This window comes from Lentzea sp. NPDC051213, from assembly GCF_044455585.1.
Lineage (GTDB): Bacteria > Actinomycetota > Actinomycetes > Mycobacteriales > Pseudonocardiaceae > Lentzea.
Genome location: NZ_JBITEX010000006.1, coordinates 137,685 through 156,725, shown reverse-complemented (window position 1 = coordinate 156,725; position 19,041 = coordinate 137,685). Strand labels below are relative to the sequence as shown.

The 19,041-nt window shown below is 66.1% G+C and carries 21 protein-coding genes and 1 tRNA gene; 7 read left to right on the top strand and 15 right to left on the bottom strand.

The features are described 5' to 3' along the window. Window positions 1-25 precede the first annotated feature (25 nt). Together ACIA8G_RS26905 and ACIA8G_RS26900 are read right to left on the bottom strand one after the other, a co-directional pair. A complete protein-coding gene (locus ACIA8G_RS26905) occupies window positions 26-460 on the bottom strand; it encodes a hypothetical protein (protein ID WP_396421435.1) in 435 nt (144 codons plus the stop codon). 237 nt (window positions 461-697) lie between these two features. Next, the gene (locus ACIA8G_RS26900; RefSeq protein WP_396421434.1) at window positions 698-1,336 is read right to left on the bottom strand and encodes a tyrosine-type recombinase/integrase; all 639 of its coding nucleotides are present in this window, start codon (window positions 1,334-1,336) and stop codon (window positions 698-700) included. A 917-nt stretch (window positions 1,337-2,253) separates the two neighbouring features. Between ACIA8G_RS26900 and ACIA8G_RS26895 the strand changes: the two genes are divergently transcribed. The 3 genes from ACIA8G_RS26895 to ACIA8G_RS26885 all read left to right on the top strand — a co-directional run bounded on the left by ACIA8G_RS26895 (window position 2,254) and on the right by ACIA8G_RS26885 (window position 3,855). After that, window positions 2,254-2,631: a hypothetical protein gene (locus tag ACIA8G_RS26895; protein WP_396421433.1), complete on the top strand. Its 378-nt coding sequence runs from the start codon at window positions 2,254-2,256 to the stop codon at window positions 2,629-2,631. 114 nt (window positions 2,632-2,745) lie between these two features. Continuing rightward, window positions 2,746-3,240 (top strand): hypothetical protein, encoded by a 495-nt coding sequence (locus ACIA8G_RS26890; RefSeq protein ID WP_396421432.1) that lies wholly within the window; start codon window positions 2,746-2,748, stop codon window positions 3,238-3,240. Window positions 3,241-3,357: 117 nt separating this feature from the next. Continuing rightward, window positions 3,358-3,855 (top strand): hypothetical protein, encoded by a 498-nt coding sequence (locus ACIA8G_RS26885; RefSeq protein WP_396421431.1) that lies wholly within the window; start codon window positions 3,358-3,360, stop codon window positions 3,853-3,855. A 413-nt stretch (window positions 3,856-4,268) separates the two neighbouring features. Here ACIA8G_RS26885 and ACIA8G_RS26880 read toward each other — a convergent pair whose 3' ends face one another. Further along, entirely contained in the window at window positions 4,269-5,420 is a 1,152-nt protein-coding gene (locus tag ACIA8G_RS26880) for a hypothetical protein (protein WP_396421430.1), read from the bottom strand. Between the two features lie 1,051 nt (window positions 5,421-6,471). On the opposite strand from ACIA8G_RS26880, the gene ACIA8G_RS26875 reads away from it, so the two are divergent. Both ACIA8G_RS26875 and ACIA8G_RS26870 read left to right on the top strand, forming a co-directional pair. Beyond that, complete coding sequence (locus tag ACIA8G_RS26875; RefSeq protein ID WP_396421429.1) at window positions 6,472-7,320, top strand: hypothetical protein; 849 nt, start codon at window positions 6,472-6,474, stop codon at window positions 7,318-7,320. Between the two features lie 474 nt (window positions 7,321-7,794). Further along, window positions 7,795-8,010, top strand: coding sequence for a hypothetical protein (locus tag ACIA8G_RS26870; protein WP_396421428.1), 216 nt, complete (start codon window positions 7,795-7,797; stop codon window positions 8,008-8,010). A 643-nt stretch (window positions 8,011-8,653) separates the two neighbouring features. On the opposite strand, the gene ACIA8G_RS26865 is transcribed toward ACIA8G_RS26870, so the two are convergent. The 6 genes from ACIA8G_RS26865 to ACIA8G_RS26840 all read right to left on the bottom strand — a co-directional run bounded on the left by ACIA8G_RS26865 (window position 8,654) and on the right by ACIA8G_RS26840 (window position 12,923). After that, a complete protein-coding gene (locus tag ACIA8G_RS26865) occupies window positions 8,654-9,079 on the bottom strand; it encodes a hypothetical protein (RefSeq protein ID WP_396421427.1) in 426 nt (141 codons plus the stop codon). Between the two features lie 240 nt (window positions 9,080-9,319). Beyond that, a complete protein-coding gene (locus ACIA8G_RS26860; protein ID WP_396421426.1) occupies window positions 9,320-9,715 on the bottom strand; it encodes a YbaB/EbfC family nucleoid-associated protein in 396 nt (131 codons plus the stop codon). A gap of 7 nt (window positions 9,716-9,722) precedes the next feature. Continuing rightward, window positions 9,723-10,178, bottom strand: a complete 456-nt coding sequence (locus ACIA8G_RS26855; RefSeq protein ID WP_396421425.1) for a hypothetical protein — start codon at window positions 10,176-10,178, stop codon at window positions 9,723-9,725. Continuing rightward, entirely contained in the window at window positions 10,175-11,614 is a 1,440-nt protein-coding gene (locus tag ACIA8G_RS26850) for a hypothetical protein (RefSeq protein WP_396421424.1), read from the bottom strand. The genes ACIA8G_RS26855 and ACIA8G_RS26850 overlap by 4 nt, the downstream gene beginning before the upstream one ends. Next, on the bottom strand, window positions 11,614-12,408 hold the full coding sequence (locus ACIA8G_RS26845; RefSeq protein WP_396421423.1) for a hypothetical protein: 795 nt from the start codon (window positions 12,406-12,408) through the stop codon (window positions 11,614-11,616). The genes ACIA8G_RS26850 and ACIA8G_RS26845 overlap by 1 nt, the downstream gene beginning before the upstream one ends. Continuing rightward, the gene (locus ACIA8G_RS26840) at window positions 12,405-12,923 is read right to left on the bottom strand and encodes a hypothetical protein (RefSeq protein WP_396421422.1); all 519 of its coding nucleotides are present in this window, start codon (window positions 12,921-12,923) and stop codon (window positions 12,405-12,407) included. The genes ACIA8G_RS26845 and ACIA8G_RS26840 overlap by 4 nt, the downstream gene beginning before the upstream one ends. A gap of 236 nt (window positions 12,924-13,159) precedes the next feature. Here ACIA8G_RS26840 and ACIA8G_RS26835 point away from each other — a divergent pair, with 236 nt between their 5' ends. Both ACIA8G_RS26835 and ACIA8G_RS26830 read left to right on the top strand, forming a co-directional pair. Continuing rightward, entirely contained in the window at window positions 13,160-13,516 is a 357-nt protein-coding gene (locus ACIA8G_RS26835; protein WP_396421421.1) for an Arm DNA-binding domain-containing protein, read from the top strand. A 213-nt stretch (window positions 13,517-13,729) separates the two neighbouring features. Further along, a complete protein-coding gene (locus tag ACIA8G_RS26830; RefSeq protein WP_396421420.1) occupies window positions 13,730-14,131 on the top strand; it encodes a hypothetical protein in 402 nt (133 codons plus the stop codon). An 82-nt stretch (window positions 14,132-14,213) separates the two neighbouring features. Here ACIA8G_RS26830 and ACIA8G_RS26825 read toward each other — a convergent pair. The 6 genes from ACIA8G_RS26825 to cmk form a co-directional block, all read right to left on the bottom strand. After that, a tRNA-Pro gene (locus ACIA8G_RS26825) sits at window positions 14,214-14,287 on the bottom strand. Window positions 14,288-14,460: 173 nt separating this feature from the next. Next, the gene (locus tag ACIA8G_RS26820; RefSeq protein WP_396421419.1) at window positions 14,461-15,573 is read right to left on the bottom strand and encodes a sensor histidine kinase; all 1,113 of its coding nucleotides are present in this window, start codon (window positions 15,571-15,573) and stop codon (window positions 14,461-14,463) included. Continuing rightward, the gene (locus tag ACIA8G_RS26815) at window positions 15,570-16,202 is read right to left on the bottom strand and encodes a response regulator (RefSeq protein ID WP_396421418.1); all 633 of its coding nucleotides are present in this window, start codon (window positions 16,200-16,202) and stop codon (window positions 15,570-15,572) included. The genes ACIA8G_RS26820 and ACIA8G_RS26815 overlap by 4 nt, the downstream gene beginning before the upstream one ends. Before the next feature lie 42 nt (window positions 16,203-16,244). Beyond that, window positions 16,245-17,666, bottom strand: coding sequence for a ribosome biogenesis GTPase Der (der, locus tag ACIA8G_RS26810; protein WP_396421417.1), 1,422 nt, complete (start codon window positions 17,664-17,666; stop codon window positions 16,245-16,247). Then, window positions 17,663-18,295 carry a lysophospholipid acyltransferase family protein gene (locus ACIA8G_RS26805; protein WP_396421416.1) on the bottom strand — a complete coding sequence of 211 codons (633 nt, stop codon included), beginning with the start codon at window positions 18,293-18,295 and terminating at the stop codon, window positions 17,663-17,665. The genes der and ACIA8G_RS26805 overlap by 4 nt, the downstream gene beginning before the upstream one ends. Continuing rightward, window positions 18,292-18,978: a (d)CMP kinase gene (gene cmk, locus ACIA8G_RS26800; RefSeq protein WP_396421763.1), complete on the bottom strand. Its 687-nt coding sequence runs from the start codon at window positions 18,976-18,978 to the stop codon at window positions 18,292-18,294. Before cmk ends, ACIA8G_RS26805 begins: the two co-directional genes overlap by 4 nt. Window positions 18,979-19,041: the final 63 nt, after the last annotated feature.

The window sequence follows — 19,041 nt, the reverse complement described above, 5'->3', positions numbered from 1 at the left end:
GTGACGACGGTGGCACGCGTTGTGATCATTCGCTGGTGAGGTCGTTGCGCATGAGGTCGCGCATGGTGCGGACAGCGTGGTGGAACTCCTCGTCTGCCTCTTTGATCACCGGAGCGGTCGCCGGATTGCTCAACACAAGCTCAGCCCACCGTTCTCCAGAGTCGAGCACAGCCGTGAGCGCCCTGTCGGCGAGTTCGGGTGCGTTCAGCTCGATGTACGCGGCAGCGTCGCGGAGTGCGGCCAATGCCGCTTCGCTGGTGCCGGCGGCAGAACGCAGGGCAGGGCGCAGGGCTCGTGCCGCGACCAGGAACTTCGCATAGGTGTCCTCACGGTTCTGCTGGTGGCGTTCCTCGCGCTTGGCGCGTCGTTCGATTTCGGCGAGACGGAAGGCGCGCATCGTGTTGAGCCACTGGGCGCCAAGCGCGCCGAAGACACTCAATACGGCCACGAGCATCGTCACCCAGATCGGAGTCACGTGAGCACGGTACCGATTCCGTGATCACGTCGTCGGATGCCAGGTACGGTGAGCTGAAGTTGAGTGTCGCCACCGGTGCGCATGGACGCCAGTCAGTCCTGCGGAGAGTCCGCGGCGCTTGATCATGATCTTTATGCCGTTGGGCTTCAGCGGCTTGCCGCCGCGGTCGGCGAGCCACAGGTCGGGTAGTTCGGCGCCCTTGTGCTTCGCACGAACGCGAAGCTAACGGCTGATCGCTCGCGCGGTCTTGGGCCCATAGCGCACGCGGCGGTCCTTATTGCCCTTGCCGTGGTAGTGCACCGAGTCGGTGTCCTGGTTGAGGTCCTCAAGGCTGAGGTTGCCGACTTCGGACAGGCGGGCACCGGTGTTGTAGTAGAGCCGGATGATCGCCTCGTCGCGGAGCTGCACGAAGTCCTTGCCCTTGCAGGTGCCGAGGACCTTCTTGATGTCGTCGTCACGGATGACGGCGATGAGCTTCTTCTGCGGCTTTGGCTGCTTCACCCGCTCCATCGGCGATCGGTCGATGTCCTGCTCATCCAGCTCGAGCCACTTGAAGAACTGCTGCAGCCCCTTGTGCTTGTTCAGCGCCGTCGCACCCGAACGAGTCTCGATCATCCACGCCTGGAAGAACTCGATGTGCGCACGAGTCACCTCGCACGGGTCGTCGGCGGCGTCATCGGCCTCCAGGTCGGGCGAGTACTCGGCCAGGTACCGCGCGAGCTGAGCGGCAGCCAGGAGGTAGTTGTAACGAGTGGTCTCTGGATGACTCGCGGATCGCAAGGTGCGGTCCCAATCACGCAGATAGCCCGTCCAGGTCTTGGAGAGACCGTTTGAGAGCTTGTTCAGGTCAAGAAGAGGCATTGTGAAAGCCCTCCGAGTAAAGGGGTCGATGAGCGGCGTGCTCGACCCGGCAGAACTCGGCAAGATCACAAAAAGAGGGTCCTCGCAGTATCTGACCTGCGAGGACCCTCTAGGCCGTCGGGACGACAGGATTTGAACCTGCGACCCCTTGACCCCCAGATCGGGCTTACGGGCCGCTGATCTGCAAAAACAGGCACTTTTGGACGCAGTTCGGCGCACTTGACTGCGAATCAATGGCGTTTGCGATCATTTCGCGGTTACCCAAGATCCGCTCCTTCGTTTGCCGCCAACGCTTCCACGGCGCAAAGTCGTCGCCCGCTGGCGACGGACAGCTCGAGACGCAGGGAACGCGGGATTGTGTGCAGGTGATTCGTCCTTACCGAGGGATTGGAATGGCACGCTAGTAGGTGTCGTCGATGGCAGCGCCAGCGTTCCTCCCGAGGTTCGGGAGCTTGATTGCTTCTTTCGGTTCTTTCCGCCGACACTTCTTCGCCACACCCCTGTGGTTCACTTCCGGCGGCTGCACTGAGCCGCACGGCAAGCCAGGAACAGTCTACGCCTACCCTCCGCTGGTCATCGACCATTTGTAACGGTTGAATACGCGAGTCAATATTGTGTAACAGGACGGAGTGTATGACCGACGTTCAAGGCAGTGAGACCCACGGTCACCTGCTTGAATATGACCGCGCGCCGAGCGGCAGTCGCCCCCTCGGCGTCACTGAATGAGAACCTGCGAGATATCTCCGCACGCCTGGTTGATGTCCCATCGCCTGCAGACTCGGATTTAAGATCTTCGACAGGAAAATTCATGATCGGCCTGAAAATTGCATACAGGAAAAGTAGACCATGAAGGGTAAATCAGCTCAGCGCAGTGGCGAGCCACTCCCCGGAAGACCGAAGCCTGCAGAAGCAGGGCCGTGAAGGGCTTTGCCCGCCGGCGCACCGTCCGGTGTGCCGCGATCATCGCGCTGATCGCTGCCGTCGAGCTGGGATCCGCGGGATTCGCGATCGGCGTGGCGGCGTCAGCCGGGTTGAGCCTGGCCTCGACGGTGACGGTGTCGATCGAGGGCGCCGTCGGCACCTGGGCAGCCGAACCCGCCCAGTCCAGCGCCGCGGCACCGACGACGACCAACACCACCACCCAAGCCCCGGCGGCGCCACCTAATCCGGCCCCAGACCAGTCGATCGTCCCCACCACGCCGTCCACGCTCGAGACGACACCGTCCGCACCGGCCGGTACCACGCCCGTCGACGCGCCATCCGGTTCCAGCGAGCCGGAACCCACGACTCCCTGACCGCCGAGGGCGTCCGCGCACCATCGCGCCGCCCGCGTTCACAACCGGCACAGCTTTCCGCCACCCGACGGCCTTCCGGCCACCAGGTTTCTGTCCCACATGAGGAGAACCGCCATGCATGTCAGCAAGAAAGCCAAGTCAGTGCTCGTCATCGCCTCCATCGCCACGATCCTGGGCGCCGGCGGCTTGGCCATTGCCGCGTTCGTCCAGGAGAGCACTGCTGGCGGCGTGTCAGGCTCGGCTGAGGCGATGGTTCCCGCCACTGTGACCGGCGCGCAGACCGGCACCCTGCTGCCCGGCGAAAAGGCCTACGTCACGCTCACCCTGTCCAACCCGAACGCCAATGTGAAGATCAGGCTGATGAGCGTGGCCCCAGGCGAGGTCGTGGTCGACAGCGTCACCAACCCCGCCGACACGGCCTACTGCCACGGCCAGATCGAACTGTCTGCCGCCGGCGCGGACCCCCTCCTGCCGACACTGGCCGTGAGTGAAGCCAACTTCCCGTACAAGCTCACCGACGCCGTGAAACTCAAGGATGACACCGACATCCGCTGCCAGGCCATGACCTACCACACCACCTGGACTGCCCAGTTCCAGGCCGTCCGCTAGATCTAGTACCAACCCCGCTGATCGACGTCCGAAGCAGGAGTCACCAACGACAACCACGAGACCCCCGGCCTCGTGGTTGTCGCACCACCCCAACTAGCTACTAGGAGGGAGAAACCCATGCACACCAACAGGAACAGCAAACCCGTACTGCTCGTCCACACCGTCATGTGCGCCGCAGTGGCCGTCAGCGCCTTCGCGATCGCCGCGTTCGTCCAGCACAGCACCGCGAACAGCGCAGCCGGTTCACCCGAGTCGGTCACCCGCGCCACAGTTCCTGGCACACAGATCGGCGTCCTGCTGCCCGGTGAGACGGCGTATATCACCCTCTCGCTGACGAACCCGCACGCCAACGTGCAAGCCAAACTACAGCCCATCTCCGCTGGTGACGTCGTCATCGACACCGTCGCCAACCCTGCCGACAGGGCCTACTGCCACGGCCAGATCGAACTGTCCACCGTCGGCGCGGACCGCGATCTGCCAACCCTCGCGAAGCACGAGACCAACCACCCGTACAAAATGATCGATGCCGTGAAACTCAAGGCCGACACCGACTTCCGCTGCCAGGGCATGACCTACCACACCACGTGGTTCGTCCACCTCAAGGCCATCCACTAAGAGACCCTGACTCGACGACGTGTCTGTTGAGTCGTCGGCAGATCATGACAACCCCTGCTGAGGAAGCCTGGGCGAGATCGTCGCGGATGTCCACAACGGATGCACAAGCGGCGAAGCAGTGCCGCAGCGCGATGATCCTGCACTGGAACTGATGGAACCGCCAAGCTCGCGCTCGATAATTCCACCGCACCCGTCCTGCGCCGGGGCTCACTCCATGACCACATCGACAGCAGTGGTTTGCCATACTGACAAATGGCGTGCGGGTCCCCGGTCTCGGGTCTGGCGCCGTGATGTTTGACCGGATCGGGACCTTCAGGACGCCCAGGCCGCGCTCGTGTCCACTAAGGACAGCGGCACATCATCGGTGTCGCCGACGTGCGCCGCTGCCCGTTGATACCCGATGCTCCTGTTGGTCAGCAGGTGCAGATGCCGCCGTTGTTGACTCCGGCGACGCCGTTGCCGCCTGCGAGCCCGCTGGCGCCGGACGGGGTGGCGATGGTGTCGGCCGCGTCGTTGATGGTTCCTGAGTTCCCGAGACCACCGGCACCTGCGGCACCGCCGATGCCACCGGGACCGCCGGGGCCGCTGCAGCCGGTGCCACCGTTACCGCCGCCGGCACCGTTACCGCCCTTGCCGCCAGTAGCGGTGATGTTGTCGATGCCAGTACCGCCGGTGAGGGTGCCGGAGTTTCCGATCCCACCTGCGCCACCGGCACCGCCTACGCCACCGGCGCCGCCAGGCTGAACGGCCGCCGAGCCGTTGCCGCCCTTGCCGCCGACGCCACCGTTACCGCCGGGCCCGCCGTTGGCCTTGAGCGTGTCGACGCCGGCACCGCCGCTGATGGTCCCGGTGTTCCCGATCCCACCGGCACCGCCGGCACCCCCGACACCGCCTGCGCCGCCTCCGTGACCGCAGCCACCGACGCCTCCAGCCGCACCGGTACCACCGGCACCACCGTTGGCGGTGATGTTGTCGAGCCCGGGATCGCCGACGTCGCCGGTGAAGGTGCCGGAGTTCCCGACGCCTCCGGCCGCACCAGCGCCACCGATGCCTCCAGCACCCGCACCGCCGGCGACGAGGCCGCTGTTACCGCCAAGGCCACCGAGACCGCCGTTGCCGCCCCGGCCCGCGGTGAGGGTGACGGTGTCGCTGCCGGCGCCACCGGTGATGTTCCCGGCGTTACCGACGCCACCGATCCCGCCGACGCCGCCGTTACCACCGGCACCACCGGCACCGCTGGCGAATCCGAGCCCGCCTTGGCCGCCGTTACCACCGTTACCTCCGGCGCCACCGATGACGGTGATGCTGTCCGTGCCCGCACCGCCGTCGATGACGCCGGTGGTCCCGACGCCGTTGCCGCCGACGTTTCCGGCTCCGCCGTTGCCACCGGCACTGCCCGCAGGGGTGCCCGCAGTGCCGTTGGCTCCAGCGGGGCCGTTGGTGCCTGCGGTACCGGCGACGCCGGTGACGTTGATCGTGTCGTTACCGGCGAGGCCGTTCACGGTGCCGTTCACTGCACCGCCGGTGATGGTGATGATGTTGTTCCCGCTGGTGCCGTTCAGCACTTGACCGGCGGGGATCCCTGCGGTGCAGGTGAAGTTGGCGCCGCTTTGGGTGCACCCCGGCGGGAGCGCCCACGCTTGCGTTGGAACCAGGAGTACAAATCCCGCCGCGGTGCCCAAGCCGATCAGGGCCCGGCCTGCCCGGCCTGCTGTGCTGATGCGTGCTGTCGATCTCATGATCAACCTTCCACCCGTGGGACGGGTCCGGGGCTGCTGCCGCGGACCTGCGAGGTGGTGTGATGACCGGGGTCTGGGGTCACTGCCCGGTGCCGCATACGTGAGGGCACCGGATCAACCAACACCCTCGACATGGCCAAGCCTTCGCGCCCTCAACGAGGCTGGCAATGCAAACCGTGGCCGGTCACCCGCACGTGAGACCAGATTCCCGCCGATGCCAGCAGTAACGGGGCCAGCCGTAACTGCCTGTCACGTCCGATTATAACGTGACCACTCACATGCCAAATGCATGAACATTCAAATTGAACAGGCTAAACCCGCTGCGGCGCGAATATGAGGACGGTCGCCGTTGATCAACCATGAGCTCACGGTGATCTCGACGCGACCTGGCCACCAACACGGTCTGCGAAATTCGGCCCGGCCTCCACGATCGGGCGTTCCGCGACGCCCGGCAGGTCCGTTCGACCAAATCGGGTCCACGCGGAGACGGCTATCAGGCAGCGCTGATCATCTAGCGATCTTAGCTGGTCACGGTAGCCGATAGCAGCCCAGGACCCCGGCTGTGCGCGCGTTGAGCGCAGGTGTGTTGAGAGAGGGTGGACTTGATCGCGAACACGTCCCACGTCGACCGTCACTCCTGATTGAATGACAGATCCTCACGTCACCTTGATGTTGCCACCCACGTGGCATCGAATAGTGCACGTGGGCTTCTAACATGAATGCCCTACCTCGCGACAATGGGCCATTTGGGGTGTCGAGTATGCATACTATCCACATGGGAGTAGGGTGCGGGTTGTTGCCCAGGACCCCGGTAGCGCAGAAAGATGCGAACCGGGGTCCTTTTTGTGCACGATTATGTTTCAGGACAGAAGGCGTCATGCAAAAGTTCCGCACGACCATTCGCGCGATGCTCGGTGCCACCGTGGTGGTAGGCGCCATGGCCGTCGTCGCCCCCGCAGCGCAGGCCATCACCATCCCCGTGGCGTGCAGCGAGAACGCGCTCGTCGCGGCGGTGAACCTCGCCAACTCCACCGCTGCCGCCGACACCCTCGCCCTGGCGGGCGGTTGCACCTACGGCCTGACCACCGCCCACGGCGGGCCGACGACCGGGCTGCCGGTCATCACCACGCAGATGGAACTGATCGGCCCGGCGACCATCACCCGCACGTCGCTGCTGCTGTTCCGCATCTTCGAGGTCAGCCCCACCGGCAACCTCACCCTCACCACCGCGGTCACGGTCACCAACGGCAGCGTCGTCGGTAACGGTGGCGGCATTCTCAACCACGGCGCGGCAACCTTGACCAACAGCAGCCTGAGCGGAAACCTGGCCACGCTCAACGGCGGTGGCCTGGCCAACGCCGACACCCCCACCGGTACCGCCCCCGCCGCCACGTTCACCAGGAGCCCGGTGACCGACAACATCGCGCTGCTGGACGGCGGCGGAATCTACAACGGCCTGCGCGGCACGCTGACCACCACCGGTGTCACCGGCGGCCCGATGCTCGTCGGCCGCAACACCGGATCACGCGGAGGCGGCATCGCCGCGGTCAACTCGGACACGACCACCATGACCCAGACGGCCGTGACGACCAACGTCGCCGTGCTGACCGCGGGCGGCGTCTACCGCCAGGGCGGCACCATGACCAACAACAACTCACCGATCAGCGGGAATCTGACGAACAACTGCCTCGGCAGCGTCCCCGCCGTGCCCAGCTGCACCGGATAGGCACATCCAGAACGACGCTGTGGGCCTCCCCGAACGGGAAGGCCCACAGCCACACGCAGAACCACGAGCAGGCGCTGCCTGCGAGCGACTGGTGAGACAGCTACTGGACCCGGCGTTCGACTTCTCGAGCGGCACACGGTGGCTAGCAGCACGGTGGCGCAGTAGTACTGCAGGTTTGCGTAGAGCGCGCGGTGTTCGTCGTCGGTTGGCTCGCCGCACGGATATGAACGCCCTTCGTTCCACGAACCCAGGAACTCATCAGCGATCAACTGTCTTGTGTGGACACGGCGCGCACCGGAACTCAATACGCCCACATGGGTCCACTTCGCAGGGCTGCTGAGCGAACATCGCAGCCTCGCGACGAGGCAACGATGCGGGCCGACGAAGGGATTGTCACCTGACACAATGATCTTGATTCCGGCATTCGCTCCACCGCCCATGCGATGCCCAGGCGGTGTGGGCGATGCTGGTGACGTGGTCGACATCGTCGGCGACGATCCCGACAGTGCGGTGGCGTTGTTCGCAGGGATCTGGGTGCACGAACAGCCCACGCCTGGCAGCACGTACGAAGGCGACCTGGTTCTGCGTCTCTCCCCCGCCGATCACACCAACCCTCTGTCCCGGCCTAACACCGCCGATGTCGAGATGCTGCTGGCCTACAAGGGCAGTACGACGACTTATGCAAAGTGAGCTACGGCGAAAGATGATGTTGACGGCCGCACGGCAAGAACGACCGCGGAGCTCGCACCACATCGACGTGGCTCGGCGGAATCGGGATCGCCTGATCACGAGCGATCCCCTGACGTTGGCGCCGCGCCTACGGCAGGTTGAACTGGAAGGACCTCCGCAGTCCGATCGAGTGAGATCCGGTACTCAACGACCAGACGCCCCTTCGGAAAACCGCTGGTAGGGTCTGTTCCCATCTGCTGTGTGCCCTGCCGGGGATTCAAACCTGCGCACATCGCGGCAACGCCGACAACTGCAACATGATCACCGGATGCAGTGAGCCTGCGCGCTGATGAGTAGGCCCAACTACGCGAGCGGCCCTGCACGTGAAGTACGGCCACCAGCGAGATGCATCAACTCTCCGGATGGGATCTCTTGCGGGAAAGTCGCCGCAGTTCAGGCCAGTACGGACCAGCTTGGGTACAGGGCGCCACTTCGAGGCGTCCGCAAGACTCTACCTCCAGCAAGCAGCACGTCGCAGCCTGGAGATGGGGCCCGGTTACCTGCTGACGCCTTCGTCATGGCCCCGAATTCCCTCCTCGCCTCAGCCGCGACCCTTGATTGGGTTGGATTGAGTTGCGCGCAACTCCACGAGGTTCAGCGCCAGTCACCTCGTAGGCCTCGGCCCGTACTTCTCCAACCCGACCTTCGGCGACACGCCAATATCGCCATGACCGATCGACTTGGCCGCGCCCATTCCACCCTTTGCCGGCGGGTTGTCCGAGGAGTAAACGACGTACTGAAACGACATGTGGTCCTCCCGGTCGTACGCCGTGCTCAGCCAGTAGTCGCGGTTCGCGATGTCCTCCAGCCTTTCCCAGACTTCGGCCGTGGCGGACTCCGCGCGGACAATGACATCGAGATCGATCTGCTGCCCCGAGTCGATGCCATGCACGTAGACGTAACTCGCGTCGACTACCTCAGCCTGCGCCTTCCAGTCCGCCACGATCTTCTTGCAGAGCTCGTCCACGTCCTCGTAGTACTGCACGAAGAGATTGCACCCGGACAGCAGCCCAACCAGCAGCACAACCACGCCCACCACACCGGCCACACGCCTTGCCGCGCTCACTCCACTCCCCTCCCACTTCACGTGACAGTTCGGCGTCTACCCCGGTCGCCTCGAGTAACGGGGCTTGCGCGGTCGCGGGACCTACGGATGGACTCTGATCGAGCTGTCCCGCGCCCCGCAGCGTGACTCTGATCGACTCCGGTTCCGAAGGTGACCGCCGTGCGGTTCGCGGCAGTACGTGGACACTCGCCCGCTACGCAACCACTACGGTCGCCGGTAGATCGAGTTGTCACTGAAGTCATCGTCCTCGACCGGCTTCTGCTTCCGCGGTTCAGGAGTACCGAACGCAGGTACCGACACATCGGTGTCGAGCCGTCCTGCTTGTCCGCCGACTGCGTTCCAGAACTCGCCGAGCACGTTGGCCGCGGCACCTTCCCTCGCCTGCCGCACCAACACCATGAGCCTCGCGGCGAGCTCCGGGTTCTGTGCGATCTTGAGGTCGAGCAGGGCACCGTTCGGCGCCACCGTCACGGTCAGCGCCTTGTCCTCGGAGGTGACGGTCTGCCCCGCCTCCTCCAGGTTGCGGCGGAACGCGACCGCGTTGCGCTGCAGTTCCGCGGTCTTGGCCTCGAAATCGGCCAGCCACTCATCCGGAGTCATCGTCCGCTCACCTCGTCGTCGCTCTCGGGCCGTACTTCTCTTCGGGAGATCCGGAACCCTGGCCGAGCCCGCCCTGGTAGATCACCGGTCCGGGCGTCGCCGAACCGCCGCCGAGCGCGCTGCCCTCGGAGTGGACCGCGAGGTTCACCTTGACGTCGCTCGACGAGGTCTTCTGCCAGAAGTTCTTTCGGGCGACCTCCTGCAACTGGCCGATCACCTTGTCCTTGTCGACATCCCCGCGGATCGTGACGTCGAGGTACATGACCTGTCCCTGATCCAGCCCATGGCGGTACTCGTACGTCGCATCGACAACCTCCGGCATCTCCTTCCAGTCGGCGACCGTCTGCTTGCCGAAGCTGTCCACGCCCTCGTAGTACTGCTCGGTGACATTGCACCCGGCCAGCAAGCCCACCACCACGGCGAGCAGGCTGCCCAGCACGACCGAACGCAGTGCGGTGCTCACTTCACTCCCTCACGCGTCACCTGATAGGTCCTCATTTGCGACGCCGGCCCGCCCTGGGTGAAGGCATCCGTGCTGTCTAGGAACCTTCGGACTGAAGGATCCGAACTCTGGTCGAGTTGTCCCGCGACCGCGACGTAGTTGCGGTCGACGCGCTGGTTCTGCGGTTGGTCGGGGTTCTCCCGGTAGCCGCCGATGCTGTGGTTTTCGCCGACGGTGCCGGTCTGGTTCTCAAAGGTGACCGTCGTGCGATTCGCGGTGTTCGGGTTATCGCTGGCATCGAGATGCGGAACGATGTCGCCCTTGTTCTCCAACGACAGCATCTGCACGTTGCCGGGAATGTCGATGCGGCCGACCGGCGAGCCGGCGGTGACCACGTGCGTCACGTTGTAACCGCTCGCGACGAGGCCGTTGGTCGACTGGGCAGCGACGATACCGCCCTGGCTGTGGCCGACCAGCATCACCGGAACACCGGATCCCTGAGCACCGGCATCACGCAGCGCCTGCTCGATGCCCTGCTGCAGAACGGTGTTGTTGCCTGCCATCGCGTCAATGTTGACGCCTGAGTCGTTGGAGCTCTTAGGATCCCACGGCGCATTCCAGTCCTTGGTGCCGGGAACGTCCACGACGTAACCAGTCACGTTTCCGTTGGCGTCCTTGATGATTCGTACATCGATGTTGCTCGGTTCCTTGTTGGTGGGGCTGTTGCGTTCGTCGAGACCCAGCAGAATGTCACGCAGGTTGTGCGGTCCCGTGTCGTGATAGGTATGGAGGTACTTGGTGTCCGCTGTGCCGTCCGTATAGGTCGCGGCGAGCAGGTCCAACGTGGACGCCAGATCAACCGGTACGCCGAGCGACGAGAGCATGCCGGGCGACATGCCTATCAGGGTGTCGACCATGCCGGGGTGATCGACCAGCCACTTCTGCCAGTCGCCGTCGTAGTTGGCGTACACATCCGCGGCGATCGCGGTACCTGTCGCGAGTCCAGCGGCGACAACACCACCTGGTGCCGAAGCGACAGCGAGACCTGCCATCCATCGTGAGGCGTCGAGTCCTTTGGCGGCGAGCTCGTCCGCAGCCTCGTAAGCCAATTTCGTGGCGCGCAGGGCGTCACCGCGCAAGCCGATGGCCGCGGACGTGGCGGTGAGACCGGTCGGCCCGTCGAGCGCCATGGCCATGGCCGCCTCGAACTTCGCCACCCCGGACGGATTCAGCAGCGCTGAGGCCAGCACGTCAGGCTCAGCGAGGAACTTGTGCCCGGCCAGCGCGGTCTTGAGCGCGTCACCGGCAACCTCATCGGTGAGGACGCTCATCGCTACGAGATCGTCACTCTTGGCCCGGAACCCGCCGGCACCACCGCCGACCTGGATGTCGGCGACAGGGGCGATCCCTACGTTGCGGCCCACCGGTTTATCGGGCACTACGACGTCATCGGGCACTACAGAGCTCCTGCCACAGCCGGGGCAACCCACGTGCCCAGATCCTCGCGAGCAACTGGCTCCAGCCGAACCATCCGACGGCCTGAACCATCTGGCTCCGGTTCGAGGCCGCTCCAGCCACCATCGGTGTGCACCCAGCTGATCTGAGACGTCATCCCGTTGCGGCCGACGACGAGACACTGCAACGCCCCGTCAGTCTCGGTCGCCACCTGCTGAGCGAACGCAGCCTCGCTGCCGGACAACCTCAGCGTGGCGACGACAGCGGCTGGTCCTCCAGGGTCGGCATCGCGGAACAGCCGGGCAGCACCCATCTCCTGCAACGCCGCCAACGGCAGCCGACCGCGCAACGGCGTCGGTTCGGGTCCTCCCCCACCGAGACGTGCCGCAACACTGGATTCGACGTCCACTTCCTTTGGTGGAACGGCCCGGATCAGCTCCTTACCCAAATCCGCCGACGCGAACATCGACATCTCCACCGCACCGTCCCCCAACTCGAACAGCGACGCGCCCAACGGCCCGGAGATCGTGTGCATGCTGTGCAGACCCTTGTCGCCGATCGCCGCGACCGTGTCCAGCACGACCATCGGCAACGCCAGGATCTCGAGGTTCTTCTCCACCGACCGATGAACTTCGCCGCCCACGCCGTCCACCACCCGCTTCTTGATCAACCCTGCCTCGGCAGGACCGATGTCCGCCGAAGGCATCCAGGCCGGTGGCAGCTCGACGCCGGTGCGTTCGACCAAGTAGGCGAGCTCACCTGCGGCCAGTACCAGCCGGTGCGGTGCCGGGGTCACGCGGGCACTCCCTGTCCGCGCAGGTACTCGCCAGCCTCGAGCCACGCCCTGTAACCTGCGGGCGGCAGGTTGTCCGGCCCCCACTTCCACCCGGTCCACGGCGGCTGCGGAGGCGACGGCGGCTGGCCGCCGCCGAAACCCAGCGCATCCGCGACACCGTTCGCGATATCCCGTGCTGCCTGGTTGAAGGCATCAACCGCACGGTTGAACCTGTCGATCGCGCTGGTGAACCAGCCCACGACGGCCTCGGAGATCTTCTTGATCATCGCGATCAACTCTCGGACCTCCTGCGCGTGCTTGCGCAGCAGCGCGGCAGCTTCGGTCAGCCCGTCCGCGGCTTTCTCCAGCTGCCGCTTGTCCCCACCGACCGTCTCCCGGCACCGCTCGGCTGCGATCGAGTGCCACTCCATCTTCCGCGCGTCGTCGTCGAGCTTCTTGGCACGATCACGCACGCCATCAGCGCGTTTCACGATCTCGCCCGCGATCCGGTCCAGCTCGTCCGGGTTCCCGTACATGTCTCCGCCCCTCACTCACGGCGAGCGAATCATGACAGGGGGTGAATGCACTCGCTCTTCGCCCGAAGATGCGTGCTTCTACTTAGCGAGCACGGTCGGTTGTCATGGTCACAAGTGGCATTCGCCAGACCAGCAACGATGCAGCTCGTGGTCGCGTGGTGGTCGCACCCGACCCATGCTCCGGTCCTGCGCTGCTCACCAGGAGCAGACGAGCAAGGAGACCGGAGGAACTCGTCATGAAGAATCCGAACCGTGGTCGCGTCTACCGCCGTTGTGCTTGCCGCGGCGCCGACGGCCGCCAGCTTGGCGCCCGCTGCCCGAAGCTGACCAACCGCAAGCATGGAGCCTGGACCTACGCCGTCGATCTACCGACGCTCGACGGTAAGCGTCGAACACGACGCCGCAGGGGCTTCGCGACCAAGGCAGACGCTCAAGTCGCAATGAGCAAGGTGCTCAAGTACGAGCGCATCGTCATCGTCATCGACGATCGACAGACCGTCGCCGACTACCTCGTGAGTTGGTTGCGCACCAAGGCATCGACGCTCAAGCCGACCACTATGGCCAACTACCACGCATACATCCACAAGACCTGATCCCGCACATCGGATTGATCAGAGTCGAAGATCTCTCCCACCAACGCGTCGTTCTCTATGTCCGCAACCAACTGGAGGCCGGCCGCGGACACATCACATTGCGCCGCTGTCTCGCGACACTGTCCAGTGCACTGGGCGACGTCGTACGGCAGCACCGCCTGCCGTACGACGCGGCCAAATATGTCTGGCACCCGATCTACGAAGTACGCCGGAGTGTTGGTCGCCCGCCGAGGCCGCGAAATTCCTCAAGTACTGCGCTGTCCACAACGAACCGCTGACCAACCTATTCGAATTGATCATCGGCACCGGTATGCGCAAGGCGAGGCACTCGCACTGCACTGGGCCGACATCCCCCTCGACGAACACGTGCTCTCCGTGCTCCAGACGTTGTCCAACATCAACAACTCCACGCCGGTCTTCACGACCCTCAAGATCAAGAGCAGCCTCGCTTGGGTCGGACTCTCCAACCGGGTTGTCTCCGTACGCCAGAACCAAGCCGAGCGCCATTCGACCTTGTCGACAACAACGGAGATCTACGGCCACCTGCTCCGGCACGTCGCACTCGACGCGGTGAAGGCGATCGAGACGGCATTGAAAGAAGCTGAGGCGGCGTAGCGCGACCACTTGGCGACCACAATCGGGCAAAAACGACACCAGCGGGCCTACCTCGAAAGGTAAACCCGCTGGTCATTGGCCGTCGGGACGACAGGATTTGAACCTGCGACCCCTTGACCCCCAGTCAAGTGCGCTACCAAACTGCGCCACGTCCCGGCCACACTCCCGGTCTCCCGGCGTGCAGAAAGAATCCTACCCCACCCGGATCAGAGATCAAAAACGACCCCCGCCACAGGGCAAGAGCTGCGGAAATACAGCGGGGACCCGAAGTTCGGGTCCCCGCGTCCCTCGGTCCGACCGATCCCCCGATCCTCGACCGACAGGGAGAACTATGCGTTGGCGGCGTCCCGTTCACCACCGCCGAAAGTCGAGTCTTGTCCGTCAACCTTCGACTTACCGGGCGGTAAGACGGCGCTGACGCTGAAGCCGCCGTCCGCGCGGTACGAGGTCGTCAGCGTGCCGCCTGCCAGCCGCACGCGTTCGGACAGGCCGTGCAGGCCGGCGCCTCCGCGGTCGCCCAGCGGCGGCAGGTCGCCTGGGCCGTTCACCACCGAGACGCGCACGGGTGCGGAGCGGTCCACGGTTACCGTCACGGGGGCGCCTGGCGCGTGTTTCGTCACGTTGGTCAGGGCCTCCTGGACCACGCGGAACAGGGCTCGGGAGACGGCTGGTGACAGCGCCGCATCGCCGGTCTCCGAGAGCGTCACGGACACGCCTGCCACGCGGGCGCGGTCGATCAACTCGCCCAGCGACGGATATGACGTGTCGGAGTTCAGCAGGCCCAGGGCGGCGCGCATTTCCGACAGGGATTCCTTTGCCAGGGCCCGCAAACGCAAAGCCGTATCTCGCACGGAAGGATCAGCGGCGGTGGCGGCCAGGGCGGCCGATTCCACGGCTATCAGGGTGGCGTGGTGGCCTACGGCGTCGTGGATCTCGCGGGCGATTCGGGCTCGTTCGGCGGCACGGGCGGAGGTTTCCTGGGCTTCCAGTTCTGCGGCCCGGGCTCTGCGGGTTTCGTACAGGGACCGGGTCAGTTCCTTGCGGGTGGTGACCAGCGCGCCCAGGGCGGTGGGGGCGGCGGCCAGACCGAAGGCGAAAGCCGTGGCCAGCAACAACGTTCCTATCGGGATCGACTGGGTCAGCAGTACCGGGGCGATCGACGCCACGGTCATCACGACCACCCAGAAGAGCTGGATCGGGATCGACTTCTCCTTGCGGCCCAAGCGGAACTGGGCCACGAGGGCAGGCGCCCAGCCCAGGCCGCCGGCTACGGCTGGGACGCACAGCAGGGATGCCAGCCACGGCCAGCGCAGGCGCACGGAGAGCAGCAGGGAGGCCGCCACCGCGGTCCACAGGGACCAGGTGAACGGGCGGTCCTGGGTCAGCAGGACGACGCCTGTGGTGATGCCGACGGTCAGGATTTCGCGAACGACCGGCTTCACCACACACCGACCTGGTGGGCGACCAGGGCCGCCTGCACCCGGTTTTCCACGCCCAGCTTGGTGAGGACGGTGGAGACGTAGCTCTTCACCGTGGCCTCGGACAGGCACAGCTGGTCGGCGATCGCGTGGTTCGAGCGGCCGCCGGCTACCAGTTCCAGGACCTGGCGTTCGCGGGCCGAAAGGGAGTCGAGTTGGCGGTTCGCCCGGAAGCCGCGGAGCCGTGGGAGCAGGCGGGCGGTGATGCGCGGGTCCAGGACTGCGCCGCCCGCGGCCAGGTCCACGACAGCGCGGACCAGGGTCTCGGGTTCGGCGTCCTTCAGCAGGAAGCCTTGAGCGCCCAGGTCCAGGGCCGTTGCCACGTAGTCGTCCAGGTCGAACGTCGTCAGCACGGCGATGGCGGGCGGGGTCGCCCAGGTTCTCAACCTGCGCACCGCCTCCAGGCCGTCCACGCCCGGCATCTGCACGTCGACCAGTACGACGTCGGGCAGATGCGCCAGGGTCACGTCGACGAGTTCGGCGCCGTCGGCTGCCTCGCCGACCACCTCGACCCGTCCGTCGGCTTCCAGGAGGACTTTCAGGCCCCGCCGCAGCAGGGCCTCGTCGTCGGCTAGCACCACTCGTACGGCCACGAACCCAACCAACCGCACCCCATGCGAAAGAGCAACCAGAGGTTACTTCTTGGCGGCGCCCGCCTTCTTCTTCTCGCGCACGCGCACGGAGATGCGGACCGGGCTGCCCTCGAAGCCGAACTCCTCGCGGAGCTTGCGCTCGATGAACCGGCGGTACGACGCCTCCAGGAAACCGGTCGTGAACAGCACGAACGTCGGCGGCCTGGTCGAGGCCTGGGTCGCGAACAGCACCTTGGGCTGTTTGCCGCCACGCACCGGCGGCGGGGTCGCGGAGATCAGCTCAGTGAGCCACTGGTTGAGCCGGCCGGTCGGGACGCGAGTGTCCCACGAGTTCAGCGCGGTGCGCAGGGCCGGAGCCAGCTTGTGCACGGCGCGGCCGGTCAGCGCGGAGATGTTGACCTTGTCCGCCCACGGCACGCGGACCAGGCCGCGTTCGAGTTCGCGGATCATCTCGTTGCGGCGGTCCTCGTCGACGAGGTCCCACTTGTTGAACGCCAGCACGCACGCGCGGCCCGACTCGACCACCATCGTGAGCACGCGGAGGTCCTGTTCGGACAACGGCTCGTGCGCGTCCAGCAGCACGATCGCGACCTCGGCCGACTCGATCGCGCCCTTGGTGCGCAGCGAGGCGTAGTACTCGGCGCCGCTCTCGAACTTCACCCGCTTGCGCAGGCCTGCGGTGTCGACGAAGCGCCACACCTCGCCGTCCAGCTCGACCAGCGAGTCGACCGGGTCGACGGTGGTGCCCGCCACCGAGTCGACCACCGCGCGCTGCTCGCCGGTCAGCCGGTTGAGCAACGACGACTTGCCGACGTTCGGCTTGCCGACCAGTGCGACGCGCCGGGGGCCGCTGTTGCCCGACCCGAAGTCGTCGCGCGGGGTCTCCGGCAGCTTCGAAAGGATCACGTCGAGCAGGTCGCCGGAGCCGCGGCCGTGCAGGCCCGACACCGGGAACGGCTCGCCGAGGCCCAGCGACCACAGCGACGCGACGTCCGCCATCAGGCGCTCGTCGTCCACCTTGGACGCACACAGGATCACCGGCTTCTTGGAGCGGCGCAGCACCTTCGCGACGGCCTCCTCGGTCGTCGTCGCGCCCACCGACGCGTCCACGACCACGAGGATCACGTCCGCGGTCGCCATCGCGAGCTCGGCCTGCGCTGCCACGGCGCCCTGCAGGCCCTGCGCGTCCGGCTCCCAGCCGCCCGTGTCGACCACGGTGAACTTGCGGCCGTTCCACAACGCGTCGTACGCCACGCGGTCACGCGTCACGCCCGGCACGTCCTGCACGACGGCCTCTCGGCGGCCGATGATGCGGTTGACCAGTGTGGACTTGCCGACGTTCGGCCGCCCGACCACCGCGAGCACCGGTTGCGGCGGAGCGGCGTCCTCACCGTCCTCCGAGTCGAGGTCGCCGAAGGCTGACCAGTCGGCCTCGTCCTCCCAGGTGCCGTCCAGGTCCGTCATCGTCTTCCCTCACTCATGCGTTGTCCATCAAGTTCGGCGACCAGTGTCGCCAGGCGGTCGCGCACCTGCTCGGTGGCAACGCCGAGAGCCGCCCGCCCCTTCCCTTCCGGGAGGTGGAACGGCTCACCGATCATCACGTCGACCCGCGGCCGCCAGCCCTTGGCCTGGTACGTCCCGCGGCATGCGACCGGCAGCACGACGGCGCCACCGGCCTTGGCCAGCCACGCCGCGCCGTTCTGGGCGCTCGCCACGTCGCCCTCACCACGCGTGCCCTCGGGAAAGATCCCGACCACGCCACCCGCCTTGAGGACGGACAACGCGCTGGTCAGCGCCGTGCGGTCGGCTTCTCCGCGCTTGACGGGAATCTGCCCGATCTTGCCCAGCAGGGTGCCCGCGATGCCGCTGAACATCTCCTGCTTGATCAGGAACGTCACGCGGCGCGGCAGCACACCGAACAGGATCGGCCCATCGGCCATCGAGCTGTGGTTGGCGACGACGACCACGCCGCCGGTCAAGGGTACGCGGTCACGGCCGTGCACCCGAATCCGGAACTGCCAGGCGTACGGCACCCGCGCGATCCACCTGCCGAGGTCGAACAGCCACGGCAGGGTGCCGTCGGGAACGCTCACCCGGTCACCCTCAGCCCGCGCCGCTCCACCAGGGCCAGCAGCGCGGCGATGGTGCCCGCGAGATCGAGCTCCGTGTTGTCCACCTCGACCGCGTCGTCCGCGGCCTTCAACGGTGACACCGCGCGCGACGAGTCGTAGTTGTCGCGGCGCTGCACGTCCTTGAGCACAGCGTCCACAGTGGACTCACGGCCGGCCGCGTTGTCCTGCTTGGTCCGCCGCTGCGCCCGCGCGTCCGCCGACGCCGTCAGGTAGACCTTCAGCGGAGCGTCGGGCGACACGACGGTGCCGATGTCACGCCCTTCGACGACGATGCCGCCCACGTGGTCGACGGCGTCCGCGATGATCGCGCGCTGCTGCGCGACGAGCAGCTCCCGCACGTGCCTGGCCGCCGACACCGGCGACACGGCCAGCGTCACCTCGGGCCCGCGGATCTCTGCCGACACGTCGTCACCGTCGAGCGAGATGCCCGGCTTCTGCGGGTCCGTGCCGACCACGAGCTTCGCGTTGTCCGCGACCTCGGCGACCTTGACCTCGTCCTTCGGGTCCACGCCCGCCCGCAGCACCGCCACCGTGATCGCCCGGTACATCGAGCCGGTGTCGAGGTAGCGCGCGTCCAGCGCCATCGCGAGGCGCTTGGCGACCGTGGACTTGCCGGTGCCGGACGGACCATCGAGTGCCACCACACCGCGCAACTGCCCCTGGCCCACCACAGCTCCCTCCGAGACGCCCACGGCTCTCATTGTGCC